Here is an 18,089-nt window from a genome sequence, read left to right as displayed (position 1 = left end):
GGGTGTCAGGGCTTGGGCGGAAGTACCTCGTTCGGGCAGTTCTCACCGCGGTCCAGGATGGCCAGGTTCTCCATCGTGACCTCCGCGATGTTCGCCAGGGCCTCGCGGGTGAAGAAGGCTTGGTGAGCGGTCACGAGAACATTCGGAAGCGAGACGAGGATGCTCAGCTTCGGATCGATGTGCACTGACGAACTTCGATCCTCGAAGAACAGGTCTCCCTCGCCCTCATAGACATCGATCGCCAAGCCGGATAGTTGCCCCGACATCAGCGCATCGATTGCCGCCTGGGTGTTGATCAGGCCGCCGCGACTTGTGTTCACCAGAATCGCTCCACGCTTCATCATCGCGATACGTTCGGCGTCCATCAGGTGAATCGTGCTCGGCAGCAAAGGCACATGCAGGCTCACAGCGTCGCTTCTGGCCAGTAGCTCCTCATGCGACACGAACTCGACGCCGAGTTCCCTGACCTGGTCGGTTGGGTAGAGGTCATACGCGAGCACGTCGCACCCGAACCCCTTGAACGCCTTGGCTGTCCAGTAGCCGATGTTGCCCGTACCGATCAGACCGACAGTCTTGCCGTAGAGATCCCAGCCAAGCAGTCCGTTAAGGGCGAAGTTGCCTTCGCGTACGCGGTTATACGCGCGATGGATCTTGCGATCCAGGCACAGCAGCAGCGCCACGGTGTGTTCGGCGATGGCGTGCGGCGAATAGGACGGCACCCTGACGATCTTCAATCCCAAGCGATGCGCCTCCTCGACATTCAGTCGATCGAAGCCGGCGCAGCGCAACGCGATGTACTTGACCCCCACGTCAGACAGCGCCTTGAGAACTCGCTCGTTGCCGTGATCGTTGACGAATACACACACCGCATCGCACCCGCGCGCAAGCTCAGCGGTTTGTGAGGTCAGCCTGGCCTCAATGAACCTGAGCTCAAAGGAGTAGGCCTCGTTCGCGACGGTCAGTGAGTCGACGTCATATGGCTTTGTCCCGAAGACAGCTATCCGCATCTCAGCATCCTAGGGCAGCACATCGAATGAAGCGGACCGACAATTCGCGTCGGTTCAGGGTCAGATCGGCACAACGCTGGCGTACTCGACCACGTCTTCGTCCTCAAGTCGGAAGGCAGAAGCCGGATCGGCCGCATTGCGCGACATGAATGCGAACAGGTGCTTGCGCCACAGCGCCATTCCCTGTCGGCCATGGGGTTCGACTCGTGACGTGTGCACGACGTAGATCACGGGATCTTCGACCTGAAGTCCCTTGGCCTGGGCTGCCCGCAAATCCCGACCGATGTCGATCTTCTCCATGAATCCGTGTCTTGACACGACCCGCGCGAAGCCCGGGCACACCATCTCCACATCGACCCGAGCGTCCTCAGCGACGACGGGAACGCGGGCAGTCTCGATGGCAACCTGCACCGTCAGATTCCTGGTGGTCCTTCCCAGATGGAAGTGCTCGGTCAGCGCCAGAGGCGGCCGTTGATCCATCGTCAGGTAGACCGCTGTTCCCTGGGTGCGCGCGGTGTCAGGCTCAGCAAAAGCGGCGGCAAGCTCCGCGTTTGACATCGAGTACTTGTTCATCTGATCGCGCAGAAGGGTCCGTCCACGCGCCCAGGTCGTGAGCACAGCCGCGATCAGGATCGCCACGAATACCGGAACCCAGGCGCCGTGGCTGAACTTGGTGAGGTTCGAAGCTACAAACGCGAGTTCAATGGCCAGGAAGAATGCCGTCACGGGCACGAGTAGCGCCCAGGGAACGCGCCACCGGGTCCGCGCTACAACGCAGATCAGCACCGTCGTGATCACGAAAGTACCTGAGACCGCTAGGCCATAGGCGGAGGCCAGGTTCGATGAGCTTCGGAAGCCCACAACCAGAGCCAGGATGGAGATCAGCAACAGCCCGTTGATGAACGGGACGAAGATCTGGCCGCGCGTCTGAGCTGACGTGTGCACGACCGTCATCCGCGGAAGGAAGCCAAGCTTGATCGCTTGGTCGGTCATGGAGAACGCCCCGGAAATAACGGCCTGTGACGCGATCACGGTGGCGACCGTGGCGAGAACCACGAGAGGAATCTGCAGCACATCCGGAGCGAGTTCGTAGAACGGGTTCGCGGCGGCGCCAGGATCCCGGAGGAGAAGAGCCCCCTGCCCCATGTAATTCAGATACAGGGCCCAAGACACCAAGCCAAACCACGAGATCCTGATGGGCCCTGTACCGAAGTGACCCATGTCCGCGTACAACGCCTCAACCCCGGTGACGCAGAGGATGACCGAACTGAGCGCCAAGAACCCCACGAGCGGCTCGTTGACGAACAACGACACAGCGTTCGACGGGGCGATGCTCGAAAGGACAGAGGGAGTCCCAATGATGCTCACCACCCCGAGCGCCCCGATCACGACGAACCAGACGATCATGATCGGCCCGAAGATCGCCCCAACCCGAGCAGTGCCGAATCGCTGTACCGCGAAGAGCGTGACCAGCACGACTACAGCCAGCGGCACGACTACCGGTTGCAGGCCCGAGTCGAACACCGCCAGGCCCTCCACGGCGCTAAGCACCGAGACCGCTGGCGTGATCATGCTGTCGCCGTAGAAGAGCGCCGCACCGAAAACACCGAGCCCGAGAAGCACCATCCTGCGCCTGGCGGTCTTGAACGGGTGCAGGACCGTCAGGGATGCCAAGGCCATGATCCCGCCTTCGCCGTCATTGTCAGCCCGCATGACGACGAGTACGTATTTCACCGAGACGATCAAGGTCACGGTCCAGAAGATCAGGGACATGGCCCCGAGTACACGAGGCGGATCCGGAGCTATCGTGTGGGCCCCGCTGAAGATCTGCTGCACCGAGTAGAGCGGGCTCGTGCCGATGTCCCCGAACACGATTCCGATGGCGGCAACGGCCAGAGGGCCACGGCTTCTCACCCGGGCTGGTGTTGGCACGATCCGCGGACCAGCCCCGTCAGGCTATGTCCAACTCCGGTTTCAACGTTGGCTCGGTCCTGATCCGTCGACGATGCGCGATCCAGACGGTACCGGCGAGGAATAGCGCGCCGATGCCGATCAGCACCAGTAGATCCACCGCCACGTATGGCATCAGCGGCCCGCCAGCGATCGTCCTGCGCACTCCATCGACGCTGTAGCTCATGGGCAGGATCGGGTGAAGGAGCCCGAACAGACTGTTCAGCGACTGGATCGGGAAGACGCTGCCCGAAGCGGCCATCTGGAGAGCAAGCAGGAGTAGTGCTACGTATGTTCCCGCCATGCCAATGGCTGCCTTCAGGAACTGGACGATCGCCGCGAAACACGCCATCGTCACCAGGCACACCAGGAGTAGGGGTATGTAGGCGGCGGCCCGCACGCCAACGAGTGCGACGGTCCCGATGAACATCGTGAACGCGGCGGCAGACCCGAAGATCAGCAACGGCGCGTAGGAGTTCCAGACGGTCTGGACCGGGTTTCGGCCTAGATGCAGCAACCTGGGGTTCAACGGGAGAACGAGCACCAGGAGCAAGATCGCGCCTACGAACATCGCCACCGGCAGGAAGTTGGAGGCGTATCCGTCACCGGGGGCGGCGACTGGATTCTGACGGTCGTTCTCGACTTTGACGGGCTGGGACAGGACCTGGCTGAATGCACGCCGCTCAGCCTCCGTCACTGGAGGGATCTGCGCCGCCGCACGCTTCAACGCGAGATCCATCTCCTCGACCTCCGGAACGAACTTCCCGGTCAACTCATCAGCCAGCAGGCTTGCTGCCTTCGACACCTGTTTGGAGTTCTTCGCCTCTTGCGCCAGCTGTGTCGATGCCGTCTTCGCCTGCGTCGCTACCTGAGACGTCTTGGTTGATATCTCCTTGGCCTGGGCGGCTTCCTTCGCAGTCGCCTGCGCGATGGAATCCGTCTGCGACAGCACGTTCTTGTCCAGATCGGTTTTCGCGTCGCCGACCTGCTTGGCCAGGGCCGCGAGTCCTTGGCTTTGGAGTTCCTTCTGGATCTTCACAAGCTGCGCGTCAACGTCCTGTCCGGACTTGCGAACCGCGCTGGCAGATTTCGCGGTGGAGGCTGACTGCGTTGCCATCTGGCTCGCGGATGAAGGAATCGCCGCCGACGCGGCTTCGATCTGCTTCATGAGTGCGGCCGTCTGCTCATCGATCTTGACGTCCGCCGCCGCCTGCCCGGCCAGCTTCGTGGCGCGCTTGGCGTACTTCTTCGCCTCTTGAAGAAGCGTGGTCGAATTGTCGAAGGCCTTGCCGCCTTCGGCCTGCACTTCTTCGATGGCCGTGTAGACCGCATCCATGAAGTCGAACTGCACCTCTTCGCTAGCTTCCACGCGCACACGTTCGACCACACGATCAGCCATCTCGTCGATCACGTAGTTGGTGGCGTCGTTGGTGATAACTCGCAACTGCGATTGCGTGGGGGAGGCTGTGTCGATGCTGGCCAGATCCGCCGAGAAGTCCGACGGAATCAGCAAGGCGATGTAGTACGCGCCCGAGTCCAAACCCTTTTGCGCTTCCTCCATCGTGGTCTGGGTCCAGGCAAGGCGGTTCTCTGACACAAGCGTGTTGGCGAGTTGGCTGCCTGCGTTGAGCGTCTTGCCCGGCAGAGTCGCCGGGACATCCTCGTTCACAATGGCGGCGGGCACGTTGTTCATGTTCCCGGTGGGGTTCCAGTGGGACCAAACCATCAAACCGCCGAAGACCAGCGGAACGACCAGCACGGCGATCATGGCAAGCCTCAAGGCCGTCAGCCGGTTCCAACGTACAAGCGAGTTCTTGACAGGGCCGGTCATGAGGTCACCTCGCTGGGCTGAAGTCTGATGGTCATGTCAGATGGTGCGTCCGGAACCGCGGTCCCGAGCAGCACGACGCAGCCGCTCTTGGCGATGTGAAACGCGAGCGCGAACAGACTGTCGTCGGGCCCGCCAACGGTGGCGTCAACAGCCAGCGCCACCGGACGCGAAAGCAGCGCCCATGCCATTCCAAGCCTCACGCGCTGGGGCGTTGTCAGATACGCGCACAGCACGTCCTCCCAGCCCCTCAGGTCCGTGAGCTCCAACGCATCGGCTATCGCGTCCTCAGGGGCGCCAATCGCTCCGGCGCATTCCGTCATCGTCTCGGCAACCGTGAGCTGTTCGTCGAGCATCCCCAGCTCAGGAATCCAGCCGACGGCTCCGGCGCCGCCGAGCACACAGACGGATCCTTCGTCCGGCGCCACCCTGCCGGACAGGGCGAGCAGCACCTTGCTGTGTCCGGCCCCAGCCGGTCCCTCGACGGTCACGACGGATCCGGGTGCCACGTTCAGTGACAGGTTCCGCACGAGCCACTGATCGAACCTGCGAACGCCGAGGCCCTCCGTCGTGACGGTGGCCACGTCGCGTGGCGCCGGGGGAGGCAGCGTTTCGTCTGAATCCCGCGGATCCCCAGCTGCGATCTCTTCGTCTGCGTATGGATCGTCCATGATGCCGACTGTAGAGGAGTCACGGACCCACTTCGGGTATACCGCGCCGCGCGCGTGAAGGATCGCCAACGGCCGATGGAACCACGCTGGCTCACGGTACGCTGACCAGGTTCCTGGCACGGTGCCAGGCGGGTGGAGGACGGGCAATGCGGGCGTTGAAGCTAGCCATCGCGGTCGTTCTGATTGTCTGCGGCACCGCCCTGGTGACGCTGGGGGGTGTCGGGGTCTACACCTTTGGGACCTCAGGCACGGTGACGCTGGCGACACAGGAGATCTCCTCCGGTCCAGATGCGCACGCGCTAGTCGCCAATGTCGTCGCCGTAACCACAGGCCTGCCCGGGGGTGACCTCCTGGGCAAGGCGACGATCGGAGCGCGCAGCCAGTCCGGTGAGCGCCTGTTCCTTGGTCTGGCTCAGACGTCGACTGTTGACCAGTATCTGCGGGGAGCGCGGTACGACGTTGTGGGCCAGGAGAACGGGCAGTGGAAGACGCTGCCCGTGCCTGGGACATCCACTCCAGCGCCTCCGCGGGATGAGACATTCTGGACGCGACAGGCCGTCGGTTCCGACCCGTCATTTGAGTATGTGCCGCCCACCGGCGGATCGGCCGCGGTCGTGGTGATGAACCCCGACGGCCGCACAGGAGTTTCCGCCAGTTTCGTCGTTGGATACACGTCGTCGACTGTGTTTCCTCTGTCTGTGGCAGCGATAGTTCTGGGCGCTGCGGCGGCCGCCAGCGGCGCCACCGTCGCATACCGCAGCCGCCGACGTCGGGCGAACGATGGATGGCCCGATCTTCCACCGCCACCGACCGACGGACCCGGACAGTGAAGATCCAAGAAACGCGAGTCCAGACCGACCGCGTCTTCACGATCCCCAACATCCTGAGCTTCCTGCGGTTGCTCGGCATCCCCGTCTTGCTGTGGCTGATCCTGGTCCCCAAGGCGGACGGTTGGGCGTTCGCGCTTCTAGCGGTCTCGGGGATCACGGACTGGGCTGACGGCAAGATCGCCAGGGCGACCGGGCAGATCTCTCGACTCGGCCAGATTCTGGATCCAGTAGCGGATCGCGCCTACATCGCGGCGACACTCATCGCGCTGGCCCTTCGGGGTCTTGTGCCGTGGTGGCTTGTCCTGGTTCTTCTCGGCAGGGACCTAGTGCTGGCCGCGCTCCTGCCTGCGCTCAAGCGGCGGGGAGTCCTCGGCCTGCCAGTGCACTTCCTCGGCAAGGCCGCCACGTTCTGCCTTCTGTATGCCTTCCCGCTGATTCTGCTCGGCGCGATAGGTGGGACGGTTGGGGAAATCGCCAAGGTCGTGGGCTGGGCGTCCGTGCTCTGGGGCACGGGGCTCTACCTGTACGCCGCTGTTCTGTACATGGAACAAGCAAGTCGAGTGATCAGGACCCGCCCGGTTGGCATGTCCTGATGAAGGCCGTTCTGATGGCAGGGGGGGAAGGCGTCCGGATGCGGCCGCTGACAACCACTTTGCCAAAGCCGATGCTCCCGGTGGTCGGTCGGCCACTGATGGCTCACACAATCGACCTGCTGCGGCGTCACCAGATCACGGATCTCATTGTCGCGGTCTACTACCACGCCGCGCAGATACGCGACTACTTCGAGGACGGCCACGATTTCGACGTCAGCATTCGCTATAGCAACGAGACGCGCCCGCTAGGCACGGCTGGCAGCGTCAAGGCGTCGGGCCAGGCGCTCTCCGATGGCACATTCCTGGTCATCTCCGGTGACGCGCTCACCGGAGTGGATCTGACCGCGTTCAGGGAGTTCCATGACAGGCAGGGCGCGGACATGTCGCTGCTTCTGGCCCATCGCGGGGACCCTCGCGAGTTTGGCGTGGCGCTGCTCGATGACGCCGAGCGGATCGAGAGACTGCTGGAGAAGCCTGGGTGGGGGGAAGTCCTCAGCGACACCGTAAACACCGGCATCTACCTAGTCGAACCTCACGTGCTCGACCTGATCCCCAGCGATCGCGAATCCGACTGGGCTCGCGATGTCATTCCCGATCTGCTGAGGTCCGGGGCCAAAGTCGCCGGGCACGTGACCTCTGGCTACTGGGAGGACGTCGGCTCGCTGGCTTCGTACCTAACTGTCCAAAGCGACGTACTGGGCCGCCTCGTCGGCGCTGAGCCGCCTGGATTCCAGGTCCGGCCAGGAGTGTGGCTGGCCGAAGGAGCCGAGGTCGATCCGGAGGCCAAGCTCGTTGCCCCTGTCTTCGTCGGACCCTTCAGCAAGATAGAGAAGGACGCGGTGGCAGGCCCCGACACCGTCGTAGAGTCGAACGCCATCGTGCGTCGGACGGCCCACGTGCAGCGATCCGTGCTGTTCGACGGTTGCCGCATCGACATCGGGGTCGAACTGCGCGGAGCCATCATCGGCCGCGACTCCCAGCTGATGCGCGGGTGCCGTGTCGACGAGGGCGCCGTCATCGCGGACGGATGCACGCTCGAAGAGGAGTCGGTAGTCACAAGGGACGTTCTGATCTACCCGGGCAAGACTGTTGACGCCGGCGCCGTAGTACAGGACTCGGTCGTGTGGGAATCAACCAGCCGCAAGCAACTCTTCGGACCTCACGGCGTCTCGGGACTGGTCAATGTCGAGCTCACCGTTGACAAGGCCGTGCGGCTGGCGGCCGCCTTCGCCTCCACTCTGCCCAAGGGTTCGGTCGTCACGGTCGGCCGCGATCATTCGCGCGCGGCACGCTCCTTCAACCGAGCGGTCATCGGAGCTCTGACGGCCGGAGGGCTGTTCGTCAGAGACCTACGAACTGCGTCCGTCCCGATTGTCCGTGCGGACACCGCCAACAACTCGGCTGGCGGAATCCTCCTGCGGACAACACCTGGCCAGCCCGACAGCCTTGACTTGCTCGTTCTGGGCAAGGACGGAACAGAAGCTGATGTCGGCAAACAGCGAGCGATCGAGCGCGCGTTCACCCGCGCCGAATTCCGTCGGCCGTATCCGCGTGATTTCGGTGATGTCCGGGTGCCGCACCGAGTAGCGGAGGACTACGCGAACGACCTACTCGAGTCGGTGAACGTCGTCGGCGTCACGGAGGCTGATCTGCGGATCGTCGTCGACACAGCCGGGGGAACAGCGGCACTTGTACTGCCAGCCTTGCTGGGTCGCTTGGGAGTCTCCGTGCTCACGGTCAACAACAGGTTGGACGAATCCAGACCCACGGAGTCGGCCGCCGAAAGGAGGGAAGCTCTCCAGTCGCTTGCCAGGCTGGTGTCGAGCTCCCAATCCGCCTTCGGCGTTCACTTCGATCCATCGGGGGAGAGGCTCAGCATCGTCGACGACCTAGGCCATGTCATCGACGACGATCGGGCGGCGCTCATCGTGTCAGATCTGGCGCTGGCGGAACGACAGGGCAAAGTCGCGCTGCCGATCATCGCCACCCGGGTGGCCGACGAGGTCGCTAGGTTCCATGGCTCATCCGTTCTGCGGACCCCGGCGGACGAGTCTGACTTGTCGCGAGTGGTAGCGAGCTCGGAGGTCATTCTCGGCGCCGACGGCAAGGGCGGCTTCATCGTGCCAGGGGTGGGCCCGCATCTTGATCCGTTCGCGGCCTTCGTGATGGTGCTCGGACTCGTCGCGCGCGCGAAGCTCACGCTGTCGACGATCGATTCGCGCATTCCGGTGTCCCACGTTGTCCACGCGGATGTCGTCACGCCTTGGGCTCGCAAGGCGCTAGTGATGGGCACGGTCCGCGAACACGCTGGTGCCCAGCCGCAGAAACCAGTCGGCGGAGTGCTTGTTGACCACGACGCGAGGCGCTGGGTGTTTGTGCGACCAGACTCCGCCGAAGCAGTGACTCATCTTTGGGCAGAGGGTGAGTCTCTAGCTGACGCCGAGGGTCTGCTGGGTCAATGGGTGAACGTAGTCAAACAGGCTTTGACGTAGGCTTCCAATCGAGCGAGTGTCACGATCATCTCCGCGGGAGGACGCCTTGGTACCTCAAGACTTGCTGTACACACCGGACCACGAGTGGGTGCGTATCAACCCAGACTCCAAGACCGTCAGGGTCGGGATCACGGACTTCGCCCAGGAGTCGTTGGGCGACATCGTGTTCATCAGCCTGCCGGACGTTGGTCAAGCCCTGGAGCCAGGAAAGTCTTGTGGCGAAGTTGAGTCGACCAAGAGCGTCAGCGAAGTATTCAGTCCCATTGAGGGAGTTGTCACCGAGCGGAACGACCGGCTCGAGGACAAACCTGAGCTAGTCAACTCCGACCCATACGGCTCTGGCTGGCTACTGGTCGCGGAGCTGACCACCCCAGCCACCGGCCTGCTGGAGCCTGGTGAGTACGAGGCCCTGACCAGCGCTGTCTGAACCTCAACTTGACCCTTATGCTTGACCTCGACCCCGGTCGGTTCTAGGTTCGACGGGTGGGGCGTCGTGATCCTTCGAGGGGGCACATGAGCAACCAGCCAGAGTCAGAGGCGGAACGCACCGCCAACATCGAGATCACCCGCTGTTCAAGCTGTCACCGCGTCATCGAACCAGGCAGCCGATTCTGCAGCTCCTGCGGTGCCGAACTCGACCGGTCAGGCGAAACCGTGGCTTCGTCATCGACTCAGTTCGGTGATCCAGTGCCTGTCATCGATCCTGAAGTCCTAACCGGGATCGCTCCCGGCGACGGCGTGCTCGTGGTTATCCGTGGAGCCGACGAAGGGGCGCGCTTCCCGTTGAACCAGTCGGAGGTCAGCGTGGGTCGGGCAGCTGATGCCTCGGTGTTCCTCGACGACGTGACCGTGAGTCGTCGTCACGCTGAGATCACGCGCACCGAGGACGGCTGGATGCTCAGTGACGTAGCGAGCCTGAACGGATCGTATGTGAACCGGACCCGGACAGAATCTGCGTTGCTGCGCTCCGGAGACGAGGTCCAGATAGGCAAGTACCGTTTCGTCTTCTACCAAGCTCCCGCTTGATGAGCGCGAGTCCGATCTCGGTCGCCACTGGCTCAACGGGGACCGGCTCGATAGGAGCCGTGCTCGCTGAGCTGATGAGGGACTTCCCCGACGTCTCCATCTCCAAGATCCGCTTCCTGGAGTCCGAGGGGCTAGTGGCCCCGAACCGCGCTCGTAACGGGTACAGACGGTTCACGTCCGCTGACGTCGCTCGCCTGCGGCTTATCCTGACAGCGCAGCGGGACCACTACTTGCCGCTGAGGGTAATCAAGGACAAGCTCTCCGACGGAACCCTCGCCGAAGCTCTCAATCAACCCGCGCCCGTCCAGGCGAGCCCACCGGCGGAAACCGCCAAACGCGCCGACCCGTCAAATCCTGGCCCAGATCGCGTTTTCGACTCAATCCCAGCTGGCCCGCTGAACAGGTGGGACGTCCAACGGCTGAGCGGCTTGAGCTCTAACGATCTGGAGATCCTGGAGAAGGCGCACATCGTCGCACCGGATCGTTCGGGGCGATTCGACCCGACGACAGTTCACGTGTGTCGCGCGTCGAAGACTCTCAGCGCGCTGGGCTTCGATGATAGGCACATCAGGTCGATGAAGGCCGCGGCCGCGAGGGAGGCCGGCCTCGTAGTCAACGCCGTCGCCCCCTTCACCGGCGACCGGGCGCGCACGCGAGATGCCGCGACCGCGATGGTAGAGGCGTTCACCGAGATGCATCGCTGTTTGCTCGCGGCTGGGCTGGCATCCCTTCGGTGACGCGTCGCTCCCGCACCAGGAGCATTGGGAGTGTGAACGAACCCTTCACGCACTACAGTGGCGGAGTGCGGCCAGTTGATGTCGTCGGAGTTCGTCTGGAGATGCCGTCGAACCAGCCCGTCGTTCTGTTGAGGGAGACCGGCACTTCACGCTACCTGCCCATCTGGATCGGGACCGTCGAGGCTACAGCCATCGCCTTCGCCCAAGAGGGCGTCACTCCGCCAAGACCAATGACACACGACTTGATACGGGACATGTTGGAGGCCCTGAAGGAGCCACTGAAGGTAATCCAGATTACGCATTTGGAGGATGGCGTCTTCTTCGCGACGATGGTGTTCAAGTCCGGCCTCGAGGTCAGCGCGCGGCCGTCCGACGCGATCGCTATCGCTCTAAGAACCGGGACACCCGTAGAGGCCAGCGAGGAGCTCTTGGACAGCGCGGGGGTCGCTATCGAGGAACAGGCCGAGCCTGGAGACGAAGCCGAGCAAGAACAGGAAGTCGAACGGTTCCGCGAGTTCCTCGACCAGATAACGCCAGAGGACTTTCAGACTGGCGGTGGCACCGATGCGCCTTCGGGTAGCTGAACTCGCATTTACGTCCGCAATGTCCGTGTCGGCACACCCCGAATACAGACAAGATGTGGGATGGTTGAGCGAATGAGCGCAGAGGGGAACCACGTGGGCGAGCAGCAGGGCGAGGGCGCGCAAGCGGCCCTGTTCGACGACCGGGAACTGCGACCCCTCGCCGATGACGTCGGCTACCGAGGGCCCATCGCCTGCAGCGCGGCCAGCATCACCTACCGTCAACTCGACTACTGGGCTCGCACGGGCTTGCTGGAGCCATCGATCAGACCAGCATCAGGCTCGGGCTCGCAGCGCCTCTACTCCTTTCGCGACATCCTCGTTCTGCGCATAGTCAAGCGCTTGATCGACGCGGGTGTCTCCCTGCCAAACATCCGAGCGGCGGTCAAACATCTATCCGCGAACCGCGACGCGGACCTCACTCAGATCACGCTGATGAGCGACGGGGCGACCGTATACGAGTGCACGAGCGAGCATGAAGTGATTGACCTTGTCCACGGGGGGCAAGGCGTGTTCGGAATCGCGGTGGGTAGTGTGTGGCGCGAGGTTGAGGGGTCGCTCGCGTTGCTTCCGGGGGTGTCACCGGGAGGGGACGTCGTAGCACCCGACGGAATAGTAGATGAGTTGGCCGCGCGAAGATCGTTGCGCACTGGCTAACGCGAGTCTGGGGGCCTGGTGGATGACTTAGGTCCAACAAGGTGGGCCTTCTCGCAGCGGCACATAGGGCCGTCATCGGCTGACGCCCGCAAGATGCTCGATCTGATGGGATTTGGGTCGGTAGAGGACCTGCTCAACTCCGCGGTCCCCCCGGGAATCCTCGACACGCGCCTACGGCTCCCAGATGCGTGCAGCGAACCAGACGTCCTCGCCGAACTGCGGGGACTCGCGTCTCGCAACAAAGTCACGGTTCCACTTATCGGGCTCGGCTATCACCGAACCGAGACACCCGCGGTCATCCGCCGGGGAGTCCTAAGGAACCCCGCGTGGTACACCTCATACACCCCCTACCAGCCCGAAATCTCCCAAGGGCGCCTGGAAGCCATGCTGAACTTCCAGACGATGATCGCCGAGCTAACGGCTCTGCCGATCTCCAACGCATCTCTGCTCGACGAGCCCACCGCCGCTGCCGAAGCGATGGCACTGGCGCGTCGCGTGACAGGTCCGGATTCCGCGACATTCGTTGTCGACGCCGACACTCACCCGCAAACAATCGCGGTCCTGCGCACGCGGGCCGAGCCCATGAGCATCCAGCTTGATGTGCGCGACCTGCGCCGCGATGGGATCGGCAGCGGCTTCGGGATGCTGATCTCCTACCCCACGAGCAGCGGACTGATCAACGACGTGTCCGAAGTCGTGGCCTCGGCCAAGAGCGCCAAGATGACTGTGTGCATGGCTACGGACCTGCTGGCACTGACGTTGCTGCGGCCGCCGGGGGAGCTTGGGGTGGACATAGCCGTGGGCTCCGCCCAGAGATTCGGCGTCCCAATGGGATTCGGTGGTCCTCACGCTGGATTCATGAGTGTGCGCGCCGGTCTTGAGCGACTAATACCGGGACGACTCGTCGGGGTGAGCGTCGACGAGGAAGGCCGGTCCGCGTTGCGCCTGGCCCTACAAACCCGCGAGCAGCACATCCGGCGCGAGAATGCCACGAGCAACATCTGCACATCTCAGGTACTTCTGGCCGTCATGGCCGGCTCATTCGCGGTCTACCACGGACCCGACGGGCTCAGAGCCATCGCCGAACGTGCCCACTCCCACGCCTACGCCCTCGCTCAGGGACTGCGGGCAGGCGGCATCGAACTGCTGCATGAACACTTCTTCGACACCGTCGCGTTCGGTGTCCCAGGCCGTGCCCAAGCAGTCGCCCGCGAGATCCAGCGCCTTGGGATTGGCATTCGCGTGATGGACCGCGACACCGCCAGCGTCACATCCGATGAACTCACCACGATGGATCACGTCATGGGTGTGTGGCACGGAATAGCAGCCGCTGTGCCCGAGTTCGGCCGAGCTTTGGCTGACTCGGTACCACACCCGGAGACTGACGACTCAGAGGCGATCCCGCTGGAGTTGCGGCGTGAGTCCGCGTACCTGACCCAACGCGTATTCCACGACTACGCCTCCGAGACTGAGATGTCGCGCTACCTGCGACGCCTCGCTGAACGTGACATAGCCCTTGACCGCTGCATGATCCCGCTGGGTTCGTGCACCATGAAGCTAAACGCGGCTGCCGCGATGGAACCGATCTCGTGGCCAGGTTTCGCGGACATTCATCCCTTCGCGCCCTCGCATGAAGTCACCGGCTACCGGGATCTGATCGCGCAGCTCGAGGCGTGGCTGGCGGAAATCAGCGGATACGACGCGGTGTCGGTGCAGCCGAACGCGGGTGCGCAGGGCGAGTTCGCCGGGCTCTTGGCTATTCGGGCGTTTCATCGGGACCGGGGAGATGCTGATCGGGACATCTGTTTGATTCCCAGCAGCGCCCATGGCACGAACGCGGCCAGCGCCGCGATGGCTGGGCTGCGGGTTCAGACGGTGGCCTGCGGCGACAGCGGCGACGTGGACGCCGACGACCTGCGCCGCCACCTGAAGGACTCGGGTAACCGGATCGCCGCGCTGATGATCACGTATCCGTCGACCCATGGAGTCTTCGAAGACGACATCAGGACCTTGTGCGACCTTGTGCACGAAGCTGGCGGCCAGGTGTACATGGACGGCGCTAATCTCAACGCTCTTGTCGGAATCGCCAAGCCTGGCTCACTCGGCGCCGACGCCGGTCACCTCAACCTCCACAAGACCTTCGCGATCCCGCACGGTGGAGGGGGGCCCGGCGTAGGGCCGATCGGAGTGAAGGCTCACTTGGCCCCCTATCTTCCATCGCACCCCGTGCGCCCCGAAGCAGGGCCCGTCGGCAGGGGGTACACGGATGGGGGAATCGGACCGGTTTCCGGAGCGCCGTGGGGGAGCGCCGGGATTCTGCCGATCCCGTGGGCGTACATAAGGATGATGGGCGCCGACGGGCTGCGCCGAGCCACCGAGGCGGCCATCCTGAACGCCAACTACGTGGCCCGCCGGATCTCGAAGGAGTACCCGGTTCTGTTCACCGGACGATCAGGCCTTGTCGCCCACGAGTGCATCGTGGACGTGCGGCCGATCACTCGTGCCACTGGCATCACCGCTGAGGACATCGCGAAGCGGCTGATCGACTACGGGTTCCACGCGCCAACGTTGTCGTTCCCGGTTTCTGGGACGTTGATGATCGAACCGACTGAGAGCGAGTCGTTGGCCGAGCTGGATCGCTTCTGCGACGCGATGCTGTCGATCAGGCGTGAGATCGACCAGATCGAAGCGGGGGAGTGGACCGCCCAGGAATCGCCGTTGCGCCGAGCCCCTCACACTGCCGCGTCGCTTGTGGGCACGTGGGATCGCCCGTACTCTCGGCAAGTCGCTGTCTTCCCAGTTGAGGGGTTATCACACGACAAGTACTGGCCGCCTGTCGCGCGTATCAACCAGGCTTTCGGCGACAGGAACCTCGTGTGCGCGCTTCCACCGGTGCGGGACTAGGGTCTCGGCATGGATCTCGAAGCAGTCAAAGCAGGCCTTCCTGCCCAAGTGCCCATGGTCGCGACGCTGGGATTGGAGTTCGTGGACCTGACGCCTACGACAGCGGTGATGCGGATGCCGGACAACTCGGCCTATCGCAACCACGTCGGCGGTCCACACGCGGGCGCGATGTTCACTCTGGGGGAGTCGGCTTCGGGGGCGCTGGTTCTGGCGAACTTCGGTGAGCACCTCGGGGAGGTGGTTCCGCTCGCTGTGGAAGCGCGAATCCGGTATCTGAAGCTTGCACTCGGCCCAGTGACGGCGACCGCCCGAATGTCCCGGGACGCCGAGGATGTCCTGGCCGAACTCGCGGAGGGGAAGCGACCCGAGTTTCGTGTCGACATCGACATCGCGGCGGAAGACGGCACACGAACCGGCGAGATGACTGTGGTCTGGACGCTCAAACCGATCCGACCCAAGGCCCACCCCGCCTGAGCTTCACGTCCCGCCCCCCTACCGCCAGAAGCGGCCGCTAACTACAGAAACGACCGTTGCAACGGGCGCGTCTGTACCCAAACATTCGCCTTTGTGCGGAGCGGCCGTTTCCGCGATGGGCCGGGTCGGGCTCCAGCCCAGTCAGCTCTGTCAGTCCAACACCAGAGTGCAAGTTGTGCGACCGGCGTCGCTGGTTGCACTGCAAGAATCCCCGACTGGTGCGACGCCCCCCGGCGACGCGATCAACCCGACTTGCGCGGCCTCGCCCGGCGCCAGCGAACCGTTCCACGACATGCTTGAGGATCGAACGACGCCGCCGCCTGACGTTGAGGCCGCGTTCCACATCTGCACGACTTGGACCCGCCAGTCGAACTCAACAGCCCACTCGCGAATCGGCGATGGCCCCTCGTTGCGTACAGTCACGGCAGCGACCTGACCGGCGCCCCAGTCACTGGATCTCTCAACCGTCACTCGCAAGTGAGCCGCGTGATTCTGGCCGGATTCTGTGGAAGGACCTTCGGGCACAGACGCCTCGCTCGGGCCAGGCGGCGCGTCGTCCTCGCTTGGGAGCGGTTCAGGCTGCTCGTCGGCCGGGGGATCATCGTCATCAGTGCCAGGTATCGGCTCTTGCGGCTCTTCACTGGGTGGCTCGGTTGGGCCTTCCTCTGACCCAGACTCCTCTGCGTCCGGCGTCGCTTCGATGATGACTAGTTCGCATTCCACGTCCTCGGACGAGCATGTGCTCGGCACCCGGCTCACCGGTGCGCCGCTAGCGACCGACAACGTGAACCCGATGCCCTCTCCAGGCTGAAGAGCAGTACCGGGAGTGGCCTGAAGCGTTAGAGATGAACCGTCCTGAACGCTCAGCATCCCTGTCACCTGGGAAACCGTATGCGCGAACGGGATCACCACTGCCGGATCGACAATTGCCGCAGATGTCCCATTCCGGACATCTCCAGACACCGTGAACTCCGCGCCAGAATCGGAGACGACGGTCCATCGGACGGTGATTCCCTCGTCCGCGAGCGCCACGCCCGGAGCAGCCACGCCGAGCGAAAGGATCAGCGCGCCCGTCAACATAGCCACCGCGGACCGCCTGATGTCAGCCATCTTCCGCCTCGCCCTGGAGTCTTGCCTCAGTATGGGCTCGGTGGGCGACCGATCCAACCCGAGCGGGGGAGTAGCACCCGTCTGCAGCAGCATTCCCGTCCCAGTGCGCCGCGCCGGGGCGCATTGTCAGCTCGCCCCGCAACCCCGAGTTAGCATCGAACGTGTCAGCCAAGCATCTGGAGGTTTGAATGTCCAAGCCAACTGCTAGCGCTGTCGCGTTGATAACTGCGGCAGGGCTGCTCGGCTCGGCTCTGTACGCTGGCGTGCCCGACACATCCCCGGAAACGCGCCCCGTCGCGTCGGACTCAACAGAAGCCACACGCTGGAATCAGCAGGGCTTCAAGCGCGTCATCCGCGGCAAATACAAGATGATCCGCGGCGTCGACATCTCCTACTGGAACCATCTCGGCCCATATCCGCTCAACATCAAGAAGCTGAAGCGCGCGGGCGTGCGGTTCATCTTCATGAAGGCTTCCGACGGACGACCGTCTGTCGATGCCGATCAAGACCTTGCCCACTGGTGGTCGGTGGACAGGGCCGCCGCGAAGGCGCAAGGGATCTTGGTCGGCGGGTACCAGTACGCCGTTCCCACGAAGAAGGTCGCCAACCTTGAAACCGACGCGATCGAACAGGCCACCGCTGCCGCCGCCCGGGTCGGGCGGCTGCGGCGAGGAGATCTGCCGCTGGTGCTGGACCTAGAGCTCGCGCCCTGGTCTCTGAGCAAGGAACAGCTGACGAGCTGGGCGCTCACTTGGCTTTCAACCGCCCATCGGCTCACGCACCGCAAGCCAATCATCTACAGCTACAACTACTTCATCAACACGCGGTTACAGCCGGACGCCGGACTCGGCAAGTACCCGTTCTGGCAAGCGCAATGGACGCGCGGCCACTCGACGCCGACGCCTCAGCCTGGCATGCGCGAGGCGAAGTTCTGGCAGTTCAGCAGTGTCGGACGCGTCCAAGGCGGCGGCAGCGTTGGCATCGCCCAGGACGGCAGCGCGAATCGCATCTCCGATCTGAATGTGTTCATGGGGAAGAAGCGGGGTCTTCTCCGCATGGCGAAGGTGCCCTGGAAGAAGCGGGGCAAGTATGGACTCGGGCCGGGTTACAACAAACGCGGAAAGGCCGGGGGATACCGCTAGACCTGTTGGGCTGAACGATCCACGCCCGACTTTACATAATGTAACTTATCGGCGATCCGCAGAATCCCGAGATCGACCACCGTCTGG

Annotated in this window: 16 protein-coding genes; 11 read left to right on the top strand and 5 right to left on the bottom strand. The window is 63.5% G+C overall.

Going from position 1 to position 18,089, the window contains the following annotated elements:
• Positions 1-5 precede the first annotated feature (5 nt).
• Genes Q8P38_07810 through Q8P38_07795 form a run of 4 tightly spaced genes read right to left on the bottom strand, consistent with a single transcriptional unit; the run spans position 6 to position 5,456 of the window.
• Entirely contained in the window at positions 6-1,007 is a 1,002-nt protein-coding gene (locus Q8P38_07810) for a 2-hydroxyacid dehydrogenase (protein ID MDP4014501.1), read from the bottom strand.
• A gap of 60 nt (positions 1,008-1,067) precedes the next feature.
• On the bottom strand, positions 1,068-2,921 hold the full coding sequence (locus tag Q8P38_07805) for a KUP/HAK/KT family potassium transporter (protein ID MDP4014500.1): 1,854 nt from the start codon (positions 2,919-2,921) through the stop codon (positions 1,068-1,070).
• 37 nt (positions 2,922-2,958) lie between these two features.
• On the bottom strand, positions 2,959-4,788 hold the full coding sequence (locus Q8P38_07800) for a YhgE/Pip family protein (GenBank protein ID MDP4014499.1): 1,830 nt from the start codon (positions 4,786-4,788) through the stop codon (positions 2,959-2,961).
• Positions 4,785-5,456: an ATP-binding cassette domain-containing protein gene (locus tag Q8P38_07795; protein MDP4014498.1), complete on the bottom strand. Its 672-nt coding sequence runs from the start codon at positions 5,454-5,456 to the stop codon at positions 4,785-4,787. Before Q8P38_07795 ends, Q8P38_07800 begins: the two co-directional genes overlap by 4 nt.
• 146 nt (positions 5,457-5,602) lie before the next feature.
• Here Q8P38_07795 and Q8P38_07790 point away from each other — a divergent pair, with 146 nt between their 5' ends.
• The 10 genes from Q8P38_07790 to Q8P38_07745 all read left to right on the top strand — a co-directional run bounded on the left by Q8P38_07790 (position 5,603) and on the right by Q8P38_07745 (position 15,750).
• Complete coding sequence (locus Q8P38_07790; protein MDP4014497.1) at positions 5,603-6,286, top strand: hypothetical protein; 684 nt, start codon at positions 5,603-5,605, stop codon at positions 6,284-6,286.
• Entirely contained in the window at positions 6,283-6,879 is a 597-nt protein-coding gene (locus Q8P38_07785; protein MDP4014496.1) for a CDP-alcohol phosphatidyltransferase family protein, read from the top strand. Before Q8P38_07790 ends, Q8P38_07785 begins: the two co-directional genes overlap by 4 nt.
• The gene (locus Q8P38_07780) at positions 6,879-9,371 is read left to right on the top strand and encodes a sugar phosphate nucleotidyltransferase (GenBank protein ID MDP4014495.1); all 2,493 of its coding nucleotides are present in this window, start codon (positions 6,879-6,881) and stop codon (positions 9,369-9,371) included. Before Q8P38_07785 ends, Q8P38_07780 begins: the two co-directional genes overlap by 1 nt.
• Before the next feature lie 16 nt (positions 9,372-9,387).
• A complete protein-coding gene (gene gcvH / locus Q8P38_07775; GenBank protein ID MDP4014494.1) occupies positions 9,388-9,798 on the top strand; it encodes a glycine cleavage system protein GcvH in 411 nt (136 codons plus the stop codon).
• Positions 9,799-9,884: 86 nt separating this feature from the next.
• Positions 9,885-10,397 (top strand): FHA domain-containing protein, encoded by a 513-nt coding sequence (locus Q8P38_07770; protein MDP4014493.1) that lies wholly within the window; start codon positions 9,885-9,887, stop codon positions 10,395-10,397.
• Positions 10,397-11,134, top strand: coding sequence for a MerR family transcriptional regulator (locus Q8P38_07765; GenBank protein MDP4014492.1), 738 nt, complete (start codon positions 10,397-10,399; stop codon positions 11,132-11,134). Before Q8P38_07770 ends, Q8P38_07765 begins: the two co-directional genes overlap by 1 nt.
• Before the next feature lie 65 nt (positions 11,135-11,199).
• Positions 11,200-11,718 carry a bifunctional nuclease family protein gene (locus tag Q8P38_07760; GenBank protein ID MDP4014491.1) on the top strand — a complete coding sequence of 173 codons (519 nt, stop codon included), beginning with the start codon at positions 11,200-11,202 and terminating at the stop codon, positions 11,716-11,718.
• 72 nt (positions 11,719-11,790) lie between these two features.
• Positions 11,791-12,372: a MerR family transcriptional regulator gene (locus tag Q8P38_07755; GenBank protein ID MDP4014490.1), complete on the top strand. Its 582-nt coding sequence runs from the start codon at positions 11,791-11,793 to the stop codon at positions 12,370-12,372.
• An 18-nt stretch (positions 12,373-12,390) separates the two neighbouring features.
• Positions 12,391-15,276 (top strand): aminomethyl-transferring glycine dehydrogenase, encoded by a 2,886-nt coding sequence (gcvP, locus tag Q8P38_07750; protein ID MDP4014489.1) that lies wholly within the window; start codon positions 12,391-12,393, stop codon positions 15,274-15,276.
• A 9-nt stretch (positions 15,277-15,285) separates the two neighbouring features.
• The gene (locus Q8P38_07745) at positions 15,286-15,750 is read left to right on the top strand and encodes a DUF4442 domain-containing protein (GenBank protein ID MDP4014488.1); all 465 of its coding nucleotides are present in this window, start codon (positions 15,286-15,288) and stop codon (positions 15,748-15,750) included.
• 150 nt (positions 15,751-15,900) lie between these two features.
• Here the strand turns inward: Q8P38_07745 and Q8P38_07740 are convergent, their stop codons facing one another.
• Positions 15,901-16,860, bottom strand: coding sequence for a cellulose binding domain-containing protein (locus Q8P38_07740; GenBank protein ID MDP4014487.1), 960 nt, complete (start codon positions 16,858-16,860; stop codon positions 15,901-15,903).
• Positions 16,861-17,048: 188 nt separating this feature from the next.
• Between Q8P38_07740 and Q8P38_07735 the strand changes: the two genes are divergently transcribed.
• Entirely contained in the window at positions 17,049-18,002 is a 954-nt protein-coding gene (locus tag Q8P38_07735; protein MDP4014486.1) for a glycoside hydrolase family 25 protein, read from the top strand.
• Positions 18,003-18,089: the final 87 nt, after the last annotated feature.

The sequence above is a fragment of the Candidatus Nanopelagicales bacterium genome, assembly GCA_030700225.1.
Taxonomy (GTDB): Bacteria; Actinomycetota; Actinomycetes; order S36-B12.
Note: the sequence above shows the minus strand (reverse complement) of the source record. Positions and strands in the feature narration are given on the sequence as shown.

What these genes read in the sequence shown, in the direction of transcription:
- Q8P38_07810 (MDP4014501.1), bottom strand. Translation starts at nt 1,007, where the DNA reads ATGCGGATAGCTGTCTTCGGGACAAAGCCATATGACGTCGACTCACTG.
- Q8P38_07800 (MDP4014499.1), bottom strand. Translation starts at nt 4,788, where the DNA reads ATGACCGGCCCTGTCAAGAACTCGCTTGTACGTTGGAACCGGCTGACG.
- Q8P38_07795 (MDP4014498.1), bottom strand. Translation starts at nt 5,456, where the DNA reads ATGGACGATCCATACGCAGACGAAGAGATCGCAGCTGGGGATCCGCGG.
- Q8P38_07790 (MDP4014497.1), top strand. Translation starts at nt 5,603, where the DNA reads ATGCGGGCGTTGAAGCTAGCCATCGCGGTCGTTCTGATTGTCTGCGGC.
- Q8P38_07780 (MDP4014495.1), top strand. Translation starts at nt 6,879, where the DNA reads ATGAAGGCCGTTCTGATGGCAGGGGGGGAAGGCGTCCGGATGCGGCCG.
- Q8P38_07770 (MDP4014493.1), top strand. Translation starts at nt 9,885, where the DNA reads ATGAGCAACCAGCCAGAGTCAGAGGCGGAACGCACCGCCAACATCGAG.
- Q8P38_07765 (MDP4014492.1), top strand. Translation starts at nt 10,397, where the DNA reads ATGAGCGCGAGTCCGATCTCGGTCGCCACTGGCTCAACGGGGACCGGC.
- Q8P38_07755 (MDP4014490.1), top strand. Translation starts at nt 11,791, where the DNA reads ATGAGCGCAGAGGGGAACCACGTGGGCGAGCAGCAGGGCGAGGGCGCG.
- Q8P38_07745 (MDP4014488.1), top strand. Translation starts at nt 15,286, where the DNA reads ATGGATCTCGAAGCAGTCAAAGCAGGCCTTCCTGCCCAAGTGCCCATG.
- Q8P38_07740 (MDP4014487.1), bottom strand. Translation starts at nt 16,860, where the DNA reads ATGGCTGACATCAGGCGGTCCGCGGTGGCTATGTTGACGGGCGCGCTG.
- Q8P38_07735 (MDP4014486.1), top strand. Translation starts at nt 17,049, where the DNA reads ATGTCCAAGCCAACTGCTAGCGCTGTCGCGTTGATAACTGCGGCAGGG.